7 protein-coding genes are annotated in these 17,888 nt (G+C 42.0%); all 7 read left to right on the top strand.

Features of this window, described 5'->3' with window-relative positions; translation table 11 throughout:
• Positions 1–497 precede the first annotated feature (497 nt).
• The 7 genes from AACW45_RS23405 to AACW45_RS23375 all read left to right on the top strand — a co-directional run bounded on the left by AACW45_RS23405 (position 498) and on the right by AACW45_RS23375 (position 17,714).
• Positions 498–776 carry a hypothetical protein gene (locus AACW45_RS23405; RefSeq protein ID WP_190545674.1) on the top strand — a complete coding sequence of 93 codons (279 nt, stop codon included), beginning with the start codon at positions 498–500 and terminating at the stop codon, positions 774–776.
• A gap of 382 nt (positions 777–1,158) precedes the next feature.
• A complete protein-coding gene (locus AACW45_RS23400) occupies positions 1,159–6,624 on the top strand; it encodes a type I polyketide synthase (RefSeq protein ID WP_190628813.1) in 5,466 nt (1,821 codons plus the stop codon).
• A 361-nt stretch (positions 6,625–6,985) separates the two neighbouring features.
• Positions 6,986–8,719 (top strand): SDR family NAD(P)-dependent oxidoreductase, encoded by a 1,734-nt coding sequence (locus AACW45_RS23395; protein WP_190628810.1) that lies wholly within the window; start codon positions 6,986–6,988, stop codon positions 8,717–8,719.
• 591 nt (positions 8,720–9,310) lie between these two features.
• Positions 9,311–10,660 carry a beta-ketoacyl [acyl carrier protein] synthase domain-containing protein gene (locus AACW45_RS23390; RefSeq protein WP_190628807.1) on the top strand — a complete coding sequence of 450 codons (1,350 nt, stop codon included), beginning with the start codon at positions 9,311–9,313 and terminating at the stop codon, positions 10,658–10,660.
• Positions 10,661–10,925: 265 nt separating this feature from the next.
• On the top strand, positions 10,926–14,297 hold the full coding sequence (locus AACW45_RS23385; protein WP_190628805.1) for a PfaB family protein: 3,372 nt from the start codon (positions 10,926–10,928) through the stop codon (positions 14,295–14,297).
• Between the two features lie 241 nt (positions 14,298–14,538).
• Positions 14,539–16,209 carry a PfaD family polyunsaturated fatty acid/polyketide biosynthesis protein gene (locus AACW45_RS23380; RefSeq protein WP_190628802.1) on the top strand — a complete coding sequence of 557 codons (1,671 nt, stop codon included), beginning with the start codon at positions 14,539–14,541 and terminating at the stop codon, positions 16,207–16,209.
• 2 nt (positions 16,210–16,211) lie between these two features.
• Positions 16,212–17,714, top strand: a complete 1,503-nt coding sequence (locus AACW45_RS23375) for a thioester reductase domain-containing protein (protein ID WP_190628800.1) — start codon at positions 16,212–16,214, stop codon at positions 17,712–17,714.
• Positions 17,715–17,888 lie beyond the last annotated feature (174 nt).

Raw genomic sequence — 17,888 nt, 5'->3', positions numbered from 1 at the left:
TTATGTTGAAAAAAATACGGTCAGTACTTCATCTTATCTTTGTACTAATAACAACGTAATCTATATAACTTATTTATTACGGCGATTATTGTAATTATTATTTAAGCGATATCTAGCCATTAACCCAAGAAATTTAGTGTTGAGTAATTAAAGCACAAGTTGATACTTGGACTTTATTCTTCATCAAAGCTTTTTGTCAGCAACACTCAATTTTCTTCCTTAAATTCCTTTAAATGAACAATTCTGTTTATTTAATTTGTGCTAGTCTTTGTATTAATTCAAGTCTTTAGCTGCGGTAGGTTAATTAGTAATTTTCTTGGGAGCAGAAAAGAAAAAAACTAAACCCAATCGCCTTGTTATCACCTTACAAAGACTCGATTGTTGTTTCAATTACTGCATAAACTCGGAGTAAAGGTGAGGTTTTTTCTGTAACGAACTTGTCAACATCTATCGGGCGAATTGCATAAAATACATTATCCTGGAAGCTGAAACTGGCTATGACATTTATCAAAATACAGAACGTTGTCATTAACACCAGCTACGTGGCTGCAATCAACTTAGATAGTCAAACTAGTTTGGGAGAAAAAAGCGTTTCTGTCTTAATAGCTACTCCTAAGTTTCCCTTGCTTCAGTGGGATACAGTTGCTCAAAATCTCTACCATTACGAATGGATTGAATTTACAGGTCAAGCAGCTACGGCGCTTCAAGATTATTTTACGAATTTCAACAACGTTATTGACCTGTTGCCACAATATCAAGAGTCTGGCGTTGTCTAGAATTTTTGCAAAATTACGTTCCCTAAAGTTTGAAGGTCAAAGAATGAATATAAAACAATACGGTTCAGTTAAGGATAAATGTAGGTTGGGTTGAACGAAGTGAAACCCAACAAACCCGTGAAAATGTTGGGTTTCGTTCCTCAACCCAACCTACACAAGAATAATGTTTTTGACACTAACTGAACTCTATTGGAATATAAATCAGTTTTTAGCCTTAAGCCTTCATTCTTTACATATGGTGTGGTGTTAATTCGCAGAAAAGCATTTAGCTTTTGCAGATAGGATAGCTAGCTGCTGACTACAACAGATAGCTTTCATTATTGCACAGCCGCAGAAATTTCTGTAGCTTCGCAATTCCCAGTACTTCAGATTTGTGATTCCTATGTCTGCTTATTCCATTGATAATGCCTTGGCTGATTTAGCAGCCGAGATCAACAGCTGTGAAAAAACTTTGGTTAAGTTTATAGAGGAGAAAAAAGTGACGGCAAATAAACCAATTTCAATTAACAAAATTAACAGACAATTACAACAAAATCCTATAGCGATTATTGGGATGGCATCTTTATTTCCCCAATCGCGTGATTTGCGGGAATATTGGCGTAATATTGTCAGCAAGGCTGACTGTATTACTGATGTTCCCGAAAGCCATTGGAGCGTGAAAGATTACTACGATCCAAACCCCAGAACACCGGAAGATAAAACCTATTGTAAACGAGGCGGGTTTATTCCTGAGGTTGATTTTAACCCAATGGAATTTGGCATTCCCCCCAGCATTTTAGAAGTTACCGATGTATCGCAACTATTAAGTTTAGTGGTTGCGAAGCAAGCAATGGAAGATGCTGGTTATGGCGAATCCCGCGATTTTAACCGGGAAATGGTGGGGGTAATTCTCGGCGTAGCGATGGCTAAACAATTAGGTATGCCACTTTCTGCGCGGTTAGAATATCCAGTGTGGGAAAAAGCGCTGAAAAGCAGTGGTTTATCTGATGAAGATACAGCGCAAATTATTGAAAAAATTAAAAGCGCTTACGTTAAATGGGATGAAAATGCTTTCCCTGGGATGTTAGCTAACGTTGTCGCGGGGAGAATCGCCAACCGCCTGAATTTTGGCGGGATGAACTGTGTAGTTGACGCAGCTTGTGCTAGTTCCTTCGGCGCTTTAAAAATGGCGATTAGCGAACTAGTTGAGTATCGCAGCGATATGATGCTGACTGGTGGTGTGGATACAGACAACACCATTATGGCTTACATTTCCTTCAGCAAAACCCCGGCTGTATCTCCTAGCGAAAATGTCAAACCTTTTGACGCGAAGTCTGACGGGATGATGCTAGGTGAAGGTATCGGCATGATTGTCCTCAAGCGCTTGGAAGATGCGCAACGGGACAATGATAAAATCTATGCAGTCATCAAAGGTATCGGTACTTCTAGCGATGGACGCTATAAGAGTATTTATGCTCCCCGCAAAGAAGGTCAAATCAAAGCCTTAGAACGGGCTTATGAAGATGCAGGTTTTTCTCCCGCGACTGTTGGCTTGATGGAAGCCCACGGTACAGGGACAATGGCTGGCGACCCGACAGAGTTCGGTTCCTTGCGCGATTTCTTTGCTGAACATGACTCAAAGAAACAGCACATTGCCCTGGGAAGTGTCAAGTCCCAAATTGGACATACAAAGGCGGCTGCGGGGGCTGCAAGTTTAATTAAAACGGCTTTGGCGCTACATCACAAGATTTTACCGCCAACGATTAACATTACCGAGCCAAACCCCAAACTCAACATTAAAAATTCTTCCTTCTATTTAAATACCGAAACTAGACCTTGGATTCGGGCGGAAGGTGACGCACCCAGACGCGCGGGTGTGAGTTCCTTTGGTTTTGGCGGAACTAATTACCACGTAGTTTTGGAAGAATACGAAGCGGAACAAGATAAGCCTTACCGCTTACATAATGCACCAGCAGAAATTATTCTGTTTGCGGGGACTTCTGGACAACTAGTAACTAAGTGCGAAGAAACCTTGGCGAAGTTACAATCCAAAGATGGCGAAAGACATTATGCCCAATTGGTGCAAGAATGTACAGCCCAGGAAATTCCCCAAGCTGCGGCGAGAGTTGGTTTTGTGGCGGAGAATTTGCAGGAAGCTTGCAAGTTAATGCAAATTAGCCTTGACTGGCTCAAGCATAAAGGCGCGGCTATCTCTTGGGAACATCCCCAAGGAATTTACTTCCGTTCTGCGGGAATGAATTTGGCTGGTAAAGTTGTCGCCTTATTCTCTGGACAAGGTTCTCAATATTTAGAAATGGGTCGCGAATTGGTGATGAATTTCCCCCAATTGCGCCGTCTTTACAGCAAAATGGATAGTTTGCTGTTGAAAGATAATTTGCGCCCATTGTCGGAAATTGTCTTCCCCAACCCAGCATTTGAAGAATCGGAAAAGAACGCCCAAGTAGCTGCTTTACAACGCACAGAATATGCTCAACCCGCAATTGGGGTGTTGAGTGCTGGCTTGTATAAAATTATGCAACAAGCCGGGTTTAAATCTGATTTTGTCGCCGGACATAGCTTTGGCGAACTGACAGCTTTATGGGCTGGGGGTGTATTGAGCGAAGAAGATTACTTGTTCTTAGTGAAAGCTAGAGGACAAGCAATGGCTGCTCCGCAAGATCCCGACCACGATCGCGGTAGTATGTTGGCAGTGAAAGAAGAAATTGCCAAAGTAGAAGCGATTGTCAGACATTATCCTCAAGTTGCGATCGCTAATATTAATTCTCCCACCCAAGTGGTCTTAGCTGGCCCCACCGCCGAAATCACCAAAGTTCGCCAAGTATTGCATGATAAAGGCTGTGCGGCGGTATTACTCCCCGTATCCGCAGCTTTCCACACTCCCTTGATTGCATTTGCACAGAAATCCTTTGCCATTGCAACTAAGTCTGTCAAATTCAATGCGCCTCAAGTGCCAGTTTTCAGTAATGTTACTGGACAAAAATATCCCCAAGAATCGCCAATAATTCAAAAAACCCTGGAAACTCACCTATCTAACTCGGTGCTGTTTAAGCAGGAGATTGAAAATATTTACGCGGCTGGTGGTTACTGCTTTGTTGAATTTGGCCCCCGCAGAATACTGAGCAACTTAGTCAAAGATACTTTAGGCGATCGCCCACATCTTACCATTTCCTTGAACCCCAGCACCCAAAAGAATAGCGATCGCTCTTTGCGAGAAGCGGCTGTACAGTTGCGCGTAGTCGGGATGAACTTGCAAAATCTCGACCCCTATCAACTACCTCCTGTTATCCCCGCAGCCGAAAACGAAAAGAAAAAGGCGCTAACTGTCAAATTAAACGGGATTAATTACGTTTCCGAAAAAACCAAAAACGCCTTCCCCCAAGCTTTGCAAAACGGACATCAAGTCAAGTTAGCTAGCACCCCAGAACCCACAATTACCAGCACCCCCGAATTTTCTGTACCCGCACCTACAGTTACTAGTACTCCTGAATTCTCTGCACCTGTGAATATAGAACCTGTAAATCCCACACCCATTAAATCTAACGGACATAAGAAAACCGTCACCGCGCCAACCCCAGTCATGAACGGCGTCACTTATGCTCCAGAACCCAAGCCTCAAATGAATCCTGCGACTCTTTTACAAATACCCGCCCAGGAATCAAAGATGCAAACACCAGAAAAACCTGTAAATCATCAAAGAGTTCTAGAAAGTTTAGAATATCTCCTGGCTCAATTTCAGCACAATCAAAGCGAAAATTTACAAGTTCACGAACAATATCTCAATCATCAGATGGAATATGCCAAAACATTTTTCCAACTGATGCAACAACAAAACGCCTTACTCGCTCAAGCTAAAACCTCTGCGGAAACCGCCAAAATTAAGCAAGTTGTCACCGAAAGCTTAGAGCGCAGCATGATGCAGTTTCATTCCCAACAAGGTGAAACCCTCCGCATTCATGAGCAGTATTTGCAAGAGCAAATCGAATATACCAAAAACTTTTTCCAACTAATTCAGCAAGAATACTCTCATGTAGTTTCTGGTGAAGAAATCACCCTACCCCAGGTAACATTACCCTTTGTCAGCGAAGCCGTTACCGAAGCACCGGTTCCCCCTACCGCCAAAATTGTCGAAACTCTCACCGCACCAGTAGTTGAGCCAAAAATTGAACCAACAATTGAGCCTGTCAGCAAAAATGGCTCCGCTCCCAAAATTGTTGCACCCCAACCCGTAGCTGAGATTCCCGCGCCTCCAGTTGTGGAAATTCCCCCTCAACCTGTCGTTGAGATTCCTGCACCTGTAGCCGCACCTGCGCCTGTAGTCAAAACAGTCGCCTTCACCCCCGAACCCGCACCCGCACCTGTAGCTACATCCAGCACCGTCGATTTATCTCAACTGGGTACTAACCTGTTAGCCATCACCAGTGAAAAAACAGGCTACCCCATTGAAATGTTAGAAATGGACATGGATATGGAAGCCGACTTAGGAATCGACTCCATTAAACGAGTAGAAATTCTCGGCGGATTGCAAGAATTATACCCCGACCTACCCAAGCCCAACCTAGAAGAATTAGCCGAAAAACGCACAATTGGGCAAGTAGTCGAGTATCTGCAAACCCATGCTGCTGGTAATAACGCCGTAGCGCCTGTAACAACCCCAGTACAAACCCCAGTACAAGAAGTTGCGGAAATTCCTCAAGTAGTCGCCCCAGTAGCCACCATAGTTACAGCACCCGCACCAGTCGCGCCAGTAGAAACAGTAATAGCTCAACCTGAGCCAGTAGTTGCCTTCACCCCCGAACCCGAAGTAGAAACATCTAGCGCCGACTACGCAGATATCGGTCAAACCCTACTCAACATTACTAGTGAAAAAACTGGTTACCCAGTAGAAATGCTAGAACTAGAAATGGACATGGAAGCCGACTTAGGAATCGACTCCATCAAACGAGTAGAAATCCTGGGGGCGATGCAAGAAATGTACCCCGACTTACCCAAGCCAGACATCGAAGAACTCGGCGACTTACGCACCATCGGACAAATAGTCGATTATCTCCAGAAGCTGGCTGGAGGTGAAAAAAAAAAGCATGAATTTGAGTTTGACGACGAGCCGATAATAGATGTAGAACATAACGTTCAACGTCTACCCATCAAACTCAAATACCTTCCCCAACCCGATTACTTAGACTTCAACTTACCAGAGGGACACATCGCCTTAATCACCGATGATGGTTCCCTCACCACCTCGGTGGTAGCGCAATCCTTAGTAGATAAAGGCTGGAAAGTTGTAGTTCTCAGCTTCCCCCAATCAGTCATTCCCCAACAAGCACTATTACCCCCCAGCGTTACCCGCATCCCCCTAGCCGATTTAAGCGAACAACTACTGCAAGATAAATTATCTGCCATAACCACCAACATCGGCAGCATTGGAGCCTTCATCCATATAAACCCCGTATTCCAAGTCAGTCACACAAAGACACTTCCTTACATTGAACAAGAAAAGGCGATCGTCAAACACATCTTCTTCATCGCCAAACACCTGAAAAAATCCCTCAATGAAGCCGCACGTTACGGACGCAGTAGTTTTATCACAGTAGCTCGCTTAGACGGAGCCTTCGGATTTGAGCATAACACCAACTTCGGCGTCATCGGAGCAGGTTTAGCTGGTTTAACCAAGACAATGAGATGGGAATGGCCTAAAGTATACACCAGAGCAGTTGATATTAGTCCAGCCCTCGATGCGCAACAAGCAGCGCAACACATCATTGCCGAACTGCACGACTCAAACCTTTATCTCAGTGAAGTTGGCTACAGCGCTCAAGGAAGAGTTACCCTAGTCACCGCATCTGATAAGTAAAAAGACAAGGGAGGTAAGGAATAAAAATATCTCTTCATCTCCCTTCCTCACACACTTCTTTCTCTGTGTTCTCTGCGTCCTCTGCGGTTCATTTAAAAATTTTTTATCTCACGCAAAGGCGCAAAGACGCAAAGAGATTGTAATCACTTATTTCTCTTCTCGAAAGGCTCTCTAAAACATTTCTTCCTTCGCGCCCTTCGCGTCTTAGCGGTTCGTTTAAAAATCTTCTTATCTCACGCAGAGACGCAGAGGCGCAGAGAGTAAAGCCAGATTTTGGACTTCATAAGTAAGAAAAACTCAAACTCTAATCTGCTTCAATTTTTCAATCCAAAATCTAAAATCTAAAATCCAAAATTGAAACATGACAACCCAAACACCTATTCGTCCCTCATCAGTATTTCTAGTAAGCGGTGGCGCAAAAGGAATCACCGCCGAATGCACCATTGAACTCGCCAAAAAACAACCCTGTAAATTCATCCTCCTGGGACGTTCCCAACTATTAGAAACAGAACCAGAATACGCCCAAAACTGCTTTGAAGAACCCGCATTAAAAAAACGCATCATGGAAAATCTTCTCGCCCAAGGTGAGAAACCCACACCCATGAACGTGCAAAAAATCTATAACAAAATCCACTCCAGCCGCGAAATTAAAAAAACCCTCGCCGCCATTCAACAAACAGGCGCAACAGCCGAATATCTCAGCGTCGATGTCACCGATACCCAAGCATTAAAAGCAAATCTAGCGGCTGTAGTTAACCGCATGGGGCCAATTACCGGCATCATACATGGTGCAGGAAACTTAGCCGATAAATTAATTGAAAAGAAAACAGAACAGGATTTTGAAAAAGTTTACACCGCCAAAGTTCAAGGATTAGAAAACCTTCTAGATTGCATTCCCCCAGAACAACTCCAGCATTTAGTGTTGTTCTCCTCCGTTACAGGATTTTACGGCAATATCGGTCAATCCGATTATGCGATCGCTAACGAAATCCTCAACAAATCCGCCCACTTGATGAAGCAGTACTACCCCAACTGTCACGTTGTCGCCATTAACTGGGGCGGTTGGGATAGCGGAATGGTAACCCCAGAACTAAAAAAAGCCTTTGCAGAACGGGGAATAGATATTATCCCCGTAGAAGTGGGAACCAAAATGTTAGTTAAAGAACTACATCCCAAACATCACGATACTACCCAATTAGTAATTGGTAGCCCGTTAATTCCCCCACCCGCACCTTTAGATTCTGAACTAAAAACTCATTATGTCCGTCGTCGCATCACTGTCGAAGCCAATCCATTTTTAATGGATCATGTAATTGCTGGTTATGCAGTAGTTCCTGCTACCTGTGCGATGTCTTGGATGATTAATGGTTGTGAAGAAGTTTACCCAGGTTATAGATATTTCAGTTGCAAAGATTTTAAAGTTCTTAAGGGAATTACCTTTAATGAATCGGTAGCCAAAGAACATATTTTGCAACTCAAAGAAATTAATAAGGTTGACGGCGATTTTATCGAATTTCAAACAACTATCTTCAGTAAAACCCCTGAAGGTAAAACTCACTATCATTTCACTTCTACTATTAAACTGGTGCGAGAATTGCCTGTTGCACCGATATATGATGCAGTGAATCTCACAGAAGATGGCATCATTACAACTACAGGTAAAGGCTTCTATCAAAATGGCCCGGCTACATTATTTCATGGCCCTTGTTTTCAAGAAATTCAACGAGTTTTAAATATTAACTCAGAAAAAATTACCACGGAATGTTTTTGGCGACAAATTACTCCACAACAGCAAGGACAATTCCCGATTCATTGGCATAATCCCTATGCAACTGACCTGAGTACACAGCCTTTATGGCTATGGTTGAGTCATTATCATAATGAAGTTTGCTTACCTGGACAGTTAACAAATTCTGAACAGTATAGAGCAATACCAGTTGATGAAACATTTTATGTTTCTTGTGAAGTGAAGGAGAAAAAAGCAACTAGTTTAACTGCTAATTTTATTCTTCACGATCGCGCTGGGCAATTGTACTCTAGAATTTTAGGAGCTAAGGCTGTTGTCGCGCCTATGAGTTTGCTACAGGCTAAGTAATGAATTCGTGATATTTATAGCATTTCTTTATTGATGAAATACAAATTGAGATGTATTATACTCAATTTGGAAATGCTATAGATTGCATTTAGTTTAGTTTGGGTAAGGGCGTAAGTTCAGTCAAGTTTGGGAATCTAATTGATGTGGTTAATTATCTAGCTTTCCTATGTGATTAGTGAAAGTCTAGTAGGGTGTGTTATCGCCGAAAGTACGGCACCAAAAGCCAGATATATTAACTTACTCAGAACCATAAGATTTATTTTTATAAACCGCCAAGACGCCAAGACGCCAAGAAGAGAAATTTTAGAAAATTGAACCGCAGAGAACACAGCGAAAAGTCTGAGCGGAGGTTTCCTCCGAACAGAACTTTTCAAGACAGAGGACACAGAGAGCAGTCTGAGTAATAGCTTCCGGCGATAAGAATTTCGGTGGAAATGAGAGTTTGGGAGATTTAGTGCGTAAGTCTTAATAAATATATATGTTCGGCTTATGACATCACGAGATTTTTCATTGCAGCAAGATGATTCATAGATACAGTTAATCTAAAATCCAAAATCTAAAATCTAAAATTAATTTGCGAGGATATCAGCAGTGGAGAAAATAGCAATTATCGGATTATCATGCCTCTTTCCCGATGCCAATAATCCTGAGCAGTTTTGGAATAACCTTACAGAAGACAAAGATGCAACTTCTACTATTACTGTTGAGGATTTGGGTGTAGATCCCACAATATTTTACGATCCAATTAAAGGAAAACCGGAAAAAATATATTTTCTCCAAGGTGGATTTGTTCGGAATTTTCAATTTAATCCCAGCGAATACAATTTACCTGGGGAATTCGTCGAAAGTTTGGATGATTCCTTTAAATGGTCGTTATATGCAGCGAAACAGGCGATTCAGAATAGCGGCTATTGGGGTAATCAACAAGTTCTCTCTAAATGTGGAGTAATCCTCGGAACATTATCCTTACCCACGAAGATGTCTAATCAATTGTTTGCTCCAATATATCAGCAAACAATTTCACCTGCGATCGCAGAATTGTTACAAGATAAAAATTTCCGGTTGGCTGCGTTACCGACTACAGCGAAGGCTTCGCCCTATAATGCCATGATAACCGGCTTTCAAGCCGCCCTCGTATCGCAAGCATTTTCTTTATCTGGTAATCATTTTAGTATAGACGCGGCTTGTTCCTCTGCATTTTATGCGATTAAGCTGGCATCTTACTATTTGCGATCGCGTAAAGCTGATGTCATGTTAGCAGGTGCCATTAGTTGTGTCGATCCGCTATTCTTACGTATGTTGTTTTCGGGTATTCAAGGTTATCCCGAAAATGGTATCAGTCGCCCTCTAGATAAGGCTTCTCGCGGCTTAATTACCTCCGATGGAATCGGGATGGTAATGCTAAAACGCTATAGTGATGCTGTCAGAGATGGCGATAAAATTCTCGCTACCATTGCTGGTAATGGACTTTCTAACGATGGTAAAGGTAAGCATTTATTAAGTCCTAATTCTAAAGGACAAACTCTCGCCTTTGAAAGAGCATATAAAGAGGCACAAATCAGCCCGAAAGACATTGATTATATGGAGTGTCATGCGACTGGCACGTTATTAGGAGATACCACAGAATTAAACTCTATAGAAACCTTCTTTGGCACACACCAAGCATCGCCATTAGTAGGTTCTGCTAAGGCGAATTTCGGTCACTTATTAGTAGCTGCGGGAATGGTTGGTTTAGCGAAAACAATTTACAGCATGAATGCTGGCGTGATTCCAGCAACAATTAATATTAGCGAACCGATTCGTAGTGAAAATAGTGTCATTTCTGACAAAAATATTGTGAGAAAGTTGACCGCATGGCCAAATAATTTACCTGTGAAACGTGCAGCTTTAAGCGCCTTTGGTTTTGGTGGAACTAACTCACATTTGATTCTGGAAAAGTAGGATGAAGTTTAAAATTATAGGCTTCTTAAATAAGCCTCTATTTTTCGCTAACTTCTTCTCTCTTGTTTTTTTACTTCGTGTACTTCGCGTCTTTGCGGTTCGTTATGAATTTATAAAACGAACCGCGAAGGCACGAAGAACGCTAAGAGAAGAGGACTAGAGAGGAATTTTGCATAAGTTATCTGAGATTGCTGCAACGGAAAAATCAATCTCTTTAACATATTTCATCCTTTATCTTTCATATCTAATTTACCCTCAATAAACAATGTTTGAACAAGAAATACAGTCAAGAAAAATTGCCATTGTGGGCATGGACACCTTTTTTGGTGAATGTCAAGATTTAGATGCTTTTGAACGTACTATTTATGACGGCAAACAGCATTTTATCCCCCTCCCATCCCAGCGATGGTATGGCATAGACGAGAAAGCCGACTTACTGCAAGAATACGGCTTACCCGATGGTAAAGCACCGATAGGCGCATACATCAAAGAATTTACCCTCGATACTTTAGCTTACAAAATTCCCCCAAATGAAGTAGAACAACTCAATTCCCAACAACTGTTACTGTTAACAGTGGCAGATGGGGCATTAAAAGATGCAGGAATTCAAGAAGGGGCAAATGTCGCAGTTGTGATTGCGGCTGAGGCAGAATTGTCTATGCATCAACTACAACAACGCTGGAATTTATCTTGGCAAATTAAAGACGGTTTGAATGCGGCGGAAATTGCTTTACCAGCCGATAAAATTACTCAGTTAGAAACAATAGTTAAAGATAGCGTTCACCATCAAGTAGAGATTGGTGAATACCTCAGTTACATCGCCAACATTATGGCGAGTCGGATTTCTTCGCTGTGGAATTTTACCGGCCCGTCTTTTACGATGACGGCGGTAGAAACCTCTGCTTTCAAAGCCTTAGAAGTGGCGCAAATGCTACTCCTCACCGAAGAAGTAGACGCTGTTGTGGTTGGTGCTGTGGATTTGGCTGGCGGGATAGAAAATGTTTTGCTGCGTAGCCAATGGGGAACGGTAAATACTGGCGCGAATACCTTAAGCTACGACCAAAACGCTAACGGTTGGACAGTTGGTGAGGGTGCAGGTGCAGTTGTTCTCAAGCGTTATGATACAGCAAAGCAAAATGGCGATCGCATTTATGCTGTAGTTGATGCTGTAAGTATCGGTCAGGCCTCTTCCACATCTATAGACGCCGATACAATCAACCAAGTCTGTCAAAACGCTTTTCAAATGGCGGATATTCAGCCCACAGCAGTTAACTATGTGGAAGTAGTTGCTAGTGGTTTTCCCCAAGAGGATGCAGCAGAAATCGCTGGGCTATTGCAAGCCTATCCCCCTGTAGGCGATGGTCTACATTGTGCCATTGGTAGTGTCAAAGCTAATATCGGACACACATACGTCGCATCAGGAATTGCCAGTTTAATTAAGACCGCTTTATGTCTTTATCACAACTACATTCCTGCAACTCCTAACTGGTCTGGTGTGAAAACGCCCCAAGTTTGGCAAGGTAGTCCTTTTTTTGTCGCCACAGAATCTAGACCTTGGTTCCTCCATAAAGACAGTACCCATAGAATCGCCGCCATTAATGGTATCGGTTGTGATGGGACTTGCGCCCATGTCATTCTGTCCGATGAACCAGACCAAATCAATCTCAGCAATAAATATCTCCAACAACAGCCTTTTTACCTGTTCCCTGTAGTGGCTGATGATTGTTCAACTTTACTCAATTTGTTAGATAATCTCCAACAAGAGATTGATAAGGCTGAGTCTTTAACTAACGCTGCAAGTCAAAACTTTGTTAAATTCCAACAAAATACAACAGCGAAATACACCTTATCTATTACCGGACGCAACAAGAAAGAATTACTCAAAGAAATCGCCTCAGCCCAAAAAGGCGTAAATACCGCCTTTGAAAAAGGTAGTGATTGGCAAACACCTATAGGTAGTTATTTCACCTCTAAACCTTTGGGTAAAGAGGGTGAGGTAGCTTATGTTTATCCGGCGGCGGTAAATTCCTATGTAGGTATTGGTCGGACTCTCTTCCGCCTCTTCCCCAACTTGCAAGCGGAACCTTTCGTTAAGAGTCTGTACAAACGAGTCTCGGATGTCGAGAAACTCGTATTTCCCAGAAGCTTGCATAAATTGTCTACCAGAGAACTAGAAACCCTAGAGAAGAAATTGCTAGATGATTCCCTAGCAATGTTTGAAGCGGAGATGTTCTTCACTAGACTAATTACTACCGTGATTCGCGATCGCTTTCAAGTCAAACCCAAATATGTGTTTGGCTATAGCTTAGGCGAAACCAGCATGATGGTAGCCCAAGGCGTTTGGAGTGATTTCTTTGCCGGTAGTAACAGCTTTAACTCCTCAGCCTTATTTGGCGATAGATTATCTGGGCCGAAAAACGCTGTACGCGAATATTGGGGATTACCACCAGCCTCTGACACCTCAGACAATAACTTCTGGGCTAACTATGTACTCATGACTACCCCAGAAAAAGTCAGAGAATGTCTGAAAAATGAGAATCGGGTATATTTAACGCAAATTAATACACCAGAAGAAGTATTAATCGCTGGCGAACCAGCAGCTTGTCAAAGATTAATCAAAGCCCTTGGTTGCAATGCTTTTCCTGCACCCTTCGACCATGTAATCCACTGTGAAACCATGCGTTCTGAGTATGCAGAGTTAGTCAAATTAAATACCTTGCCAACCCAGGAACTACCCGGTATTACCTTCTATTCTGCGGCTGGATATAAACCAATTTCACTCAATAATGAAGTAGTCGCCCACAGTATCGCCACCGGACTTAGTCAAGAACTAGATTTTCCCCGCCTAGTTAACCGCGTGTACGCAGATGGCGTCAAAATCTTTGTCGAAGCTGGTGCTGGCGGTATCTGTTCGCGTTGGATAAGTAAAACTCTCCAAGGAAAAGAACACATCACCGTCTCCCTCAACCGCAGAGGTATGGATGACCATACTTCTATAGTTAAAGCATTAGCCAAATTACTCAGCCATCAAGTTGAAGTAGATATTTCTACTCTTTACGAACTTCCCCCAGAAACAGCAAACAAAAGCAAATTAACTCACAGAAATATTACCGTAGGTGGTAAATCAATTACTGCTGCAATATTGAGTCCAGAAAATCGCCAAATTTTCCAAAACACAGCAAACAAAATAGATACAGACACCCCAGTAATTGATTATGTCAAAGCAAATCCAATCATCAATTCACTGAACAAGCCCGTGGTAATTGCTACCACAAATCCACCCAGCCATGATATTTTACCGCCAACCCCTCAGCCAGACACAAGCGCAGAGAAAAATATCAAGGAACACGGTTTAATCTCCACAGAAGAATTAAAATCCTCTGAGATAACTACCACTGCGACAAAAACAACTCAGCCCAGCTTTTCCCCACAAAATATAACTCGCAAATTTGGTCAAACTATCCGTATGTCCGATTTAAATAAGACTCAATATCAAAAGCTCAATGCTAACAACGCCAACGTCACCAAAGCACATACAGCCTTCTTAAAATCACGACAAGATTTTAGCAAGCAAATGAGTGAAATTATCCAATTACAACTAGCTTGCGCCCAAAACTTACTCAATGAAGAATCGTAAAAAAGTATAAAGGCAGAGGGCAGAGGGCAGGAGGCAGAAGGAATATTAATTAATGCTTCCAGTCTCTTCCCTCTCAAAAAAATTCTCCATCTTAAACTCTCTCTTCTCCCTTCTCTCTTCTCTTGGCGTCCTTCGCGTCTTCGCGGTTCGTTAAAAATAGCCCTCACAACACAGCCAACACTTAACGAACGCACCCTTCACCATTTATAAAGCATTACTGATAAATCGAGGGATAACTAGCGTGACCACTGTCGATACTCCACTAAGCCAACACGAAAACGGACTAGGATTTACCTGCTATTCCTATGGACAAAATCTCATCTGGAAAGGTTCCCTAGATTGCATATCATTTGATCAACAAGGCATAGTAGAAAAATTCCTCACCTTAGAACAACCCTGTTATATAGTCAACGCCGCAGGCAGAATTGGCGTTACCAACGTTGGCTACTTATGCCCAGTTGATAGCACCGTCACCGCACCAGTAGAACTCTTAGCATCAATTCCGCCAATTAAAATTCACCAATTAGGCGACCCCTCCTTTCTCTCCTTTTATGGAGTCAAATACGCCTATGCAACTGGTGCAATGGCTGGCGGTATTGCTTCCGAGGAAATGGTAATCGCCCTCGGAAAAGATAAAATTTTAAGTTCCTTTGGTGCTGGTGGCTTAAGTCCAGATAGATTAGAAGCCGCCATCAACAAAATCCAACAAGCCTTACCCCAAGGCCCCTATGCCTTTAACTTAATTCACAGCCCCAACGAACCCATGATTGAACGTCGGGCTGTGGATTTATTTCTTAAATATGGCGTCACAGTAGTAGAAGCTTCAGCATTTTTAGACTTAACACCCAACATTGTTTATTACCGAGTTGCGGGCTTAAGTTTAAATGATGCCAATCAAATTGAAATCAAAAATAAAGTCATCGCCAAAATTTCTCGCCGAGAAGTAGCCAGCAAATTCCTCCAACCACCACCACCAAGAATCCTCAAAGAACTTGTGGAACAAGGCTTAATTACCGAGTTACAAGCCACCCTAGCGGCACAAGTTCCAATGGCTGATGATATTACCGTGGAAGCTGATTCTGGCGGACATACAGATAATCGTCCTTTGGTATGTCTGTTACCTTCCATCATGGCGTTGAGAGATGAAATTCAACAACAGTATCATTACTCTCAAGCAATTCGTATCGGGGTAGCCGGGGGAATTGCTACACCACAATCAGCCTTAGCAGCTTTTATGATGGGCGCAGCTTATGTAGTTACAGGTTCCATTAATCAATCTTGTGTGGAATCTGGTGCTTGCGAACATACAAAAAAATTACTCGCGCAAGCAGAAATGGCTGATGTGATGATGGCTCCTGCTGCTGATATGTTTGAAATGGGAGTTAAATTACAAGTTCTCAAACGCGGCACAATGTTCCCCATGCGGGCACAAAAATTGTATGAGTTATATCGCGCTTATGACTCAATTGAAGAAATCCCTCAAGCGGAAAGAGAGAAATTAGAAAAGCAAGTTTTCCGTAAAACAATTGCCGAAGTTTGGGAAGGAACAGCAGCTTATTTATCCCAAAGAAATCCAGAGAAACTTGGTAAAGCTGTCAATAATCCTAAATTGAAAATGGCGTTAATTTTTCGCTGGTATTTAGGATTATCTTCTCGCTGGTCTAATTCTGGTGAAAAAGGACGGGAAGTTGATTATCAAATTTGGTGCGGCCCAGCGATGGGTAGCTTCAATGACTGGGTACGCGGTACATATTTAGCAGAACCTCAAAACCGCAAAGTTGTTGATGTTGCTAACCATATTATGATCGGAGCAGCATTTTTATATCGCATACAAAGTTTGAAATTACAAGGCTTACAAATTCCCGATTACTACAGTCAGTATCGCCCAGCTAGTTCTACAGTGGAGATGTAAAAATGAATCTTAAAAACGCTTATAGTGCAGCAGATATTCAATCTTGGCTGGTTTCTAATCTAGCTGAGTTAATAGGGGTAGAAAATGACGAGATAGATGTTAACGAACATTTAGAAAATTACGGTTTGGATTCAGCCCAAGCAATGATTCTCGTCAGTAAATTAGAGAAAATGCTGGGTTTCCAACCTTCGCCTTTGCTGTTATGGCATTATCCCAATATTGCGGCGCTTTCTCAAAGATTAGCTGAAGATTTACCCCAAGATGCAGTCATTCAAGATACAACTAGTGCTGTTAATACTCCCCCAGCTTTAGATTTAAATGCTGAGGCGGTGCTTGACCCGACAATTCGTCCTGATGCTTTACCGCCAGTGACGATTACTGAACCAAAACATGTCTTTTTAACTGGTGGTACTGGCTATTTAGGCGCATTTATCATCAAGGAATTGTTAGAACAAACTAATGCAGATATTTACTGCTTAGTACGGGCTGCTAATCCTCAAGAAGGTAAGAGCAAGTTAGAAAAAAATCTCCAAAGTTATGCAATTTGGGATGAAAAATATAAATCGAGAATTGTCCCGGTTGTTGGCGATTTAGCTCTACCTTTGTTAGGTATGGGCGCGGAACAGTTTCAAATTTTAGCCGCCAACATTGACACTATTTATCATAGTGGCGCTTTGTTGAATTATGTTTATCCTTATGCGCCATTAAAAGCAGCCAATGTGTTAGGTACTCAAGAAGTTTTGAGATTAGCTAGCCAAATTAAACTCAAGCCTGTACATTATGTTTCTAGCGTGGCGGTGTTTGAATCACCTGCTTATGCTGGAAAGGTGGTGAAAGAGCAAGATGATTTTAATCATTGGGAAGGAATTTTCTTAGGTTATTCGCAAACAAAATGGGTAGCTGAGAAGTTAGTTAAAATTGCTCGCGACAGAGGTTTACCTGTTACTATCCACAGACCACCGTTAATTTCTGGCGATAGCCAAACAGGTATTTGTAATACCCATGACTTTATCAATTTGATGGTCAAAGGTTGTCTGCAAATGGGATATTTCCCAGATGTGGAATATATGATGGATATGTCTCCTGTAGATTATGTCAGCAAGGCAATTGTTTATTTATCAATGCAGCCTTCATCTATCGGTAAAGCTTTCCATTTACAACATCCCCAACCAGCGCCATTGAGTACTTTAATTAAATGGGTACAATCATTTGGTTATCCTGTGAAGTCGATTCCTTATGAACAATGGCAAGAAGAGTTAATTAATAATGTCTCTTCTGTGGATAATCCTTTATATACACTGCGTCCGTTTTTGTTAGAACGTTGGTCTGATGAGCAACTAACAATTCCCGATTTGTATTTGCAATCAAAGCGACCCTTCATTAGCTGTGAGGAGACTTTAAAAGCGCTTGAGGGTAGTTCTATTTCTTGTCCGCCAATTACTGGGGAAATGTTTATGACTTATACTGCGTATTTGATTCAGACTGGTTTTTTGAATGTTGCCTAATTTAGTAGGTCATTTGTAGAGTTTTGTAATTGATAAAAAGCCCGCACAAGCGGGCTTTTTTGTGGCGTCTATCAGATTCCTTTTTCAAATTTTTAATTCAACTTTTTGCTTTATACTTCTTACCTCATGTCTTATTAAACAGAGTTTAGTAGATTCAGCGCTATTGATTTTTTA

This window comes from Calothrix sp. FACHB-168, assembly GCF_963889195.1.
GTDB classification, from domain to species: domain Bacteria; phylum Cyanobacteriota; class Cyanobacteriia; order Cyanobacteriales; family Nostocaceae; genus Aulosira; species Aulosira anomala_A.
This window is presented reverse-complemented; position numbering and strand designations above follow the sequence as displayed.

Coding starts and splice junctions, on each gene's coding strand:
- AACW45_RS23405 (WP_190545674.1), top strand. CDS start 498: ATGACATTTATCAAAATACAGAACGTTGTCATTAACACCAGCTACGTG.
- AACW45_RS23400 (WP_190628813.1), top strand. CDS start 1,159: ATGTCTGCTTATTCCATTGATAATGCCTTGGCTGATTTAGCAGCCGAG.
- AACW45_RS23395 (WP_190628810.1), top strand. CDS start 6,986: ATGACAACCCAAACACCTATTCGTCCCTCATCAGTATTTCTAGTAAGC.
- AACW45_RS23385 (WP_190628805.1), top strand. CDS start 10,926: ATGTTTGAACAAGAAATACAGTCAAGAAAAATTGCCATTGTGGGCATG.
- AACW45_RS23375 (WP_190628800.1), top strand. CDS start 16,212: ATGAATCTTAAAAACGCTTATAGTGCAGCAGATATTCAATCTTGGCTG.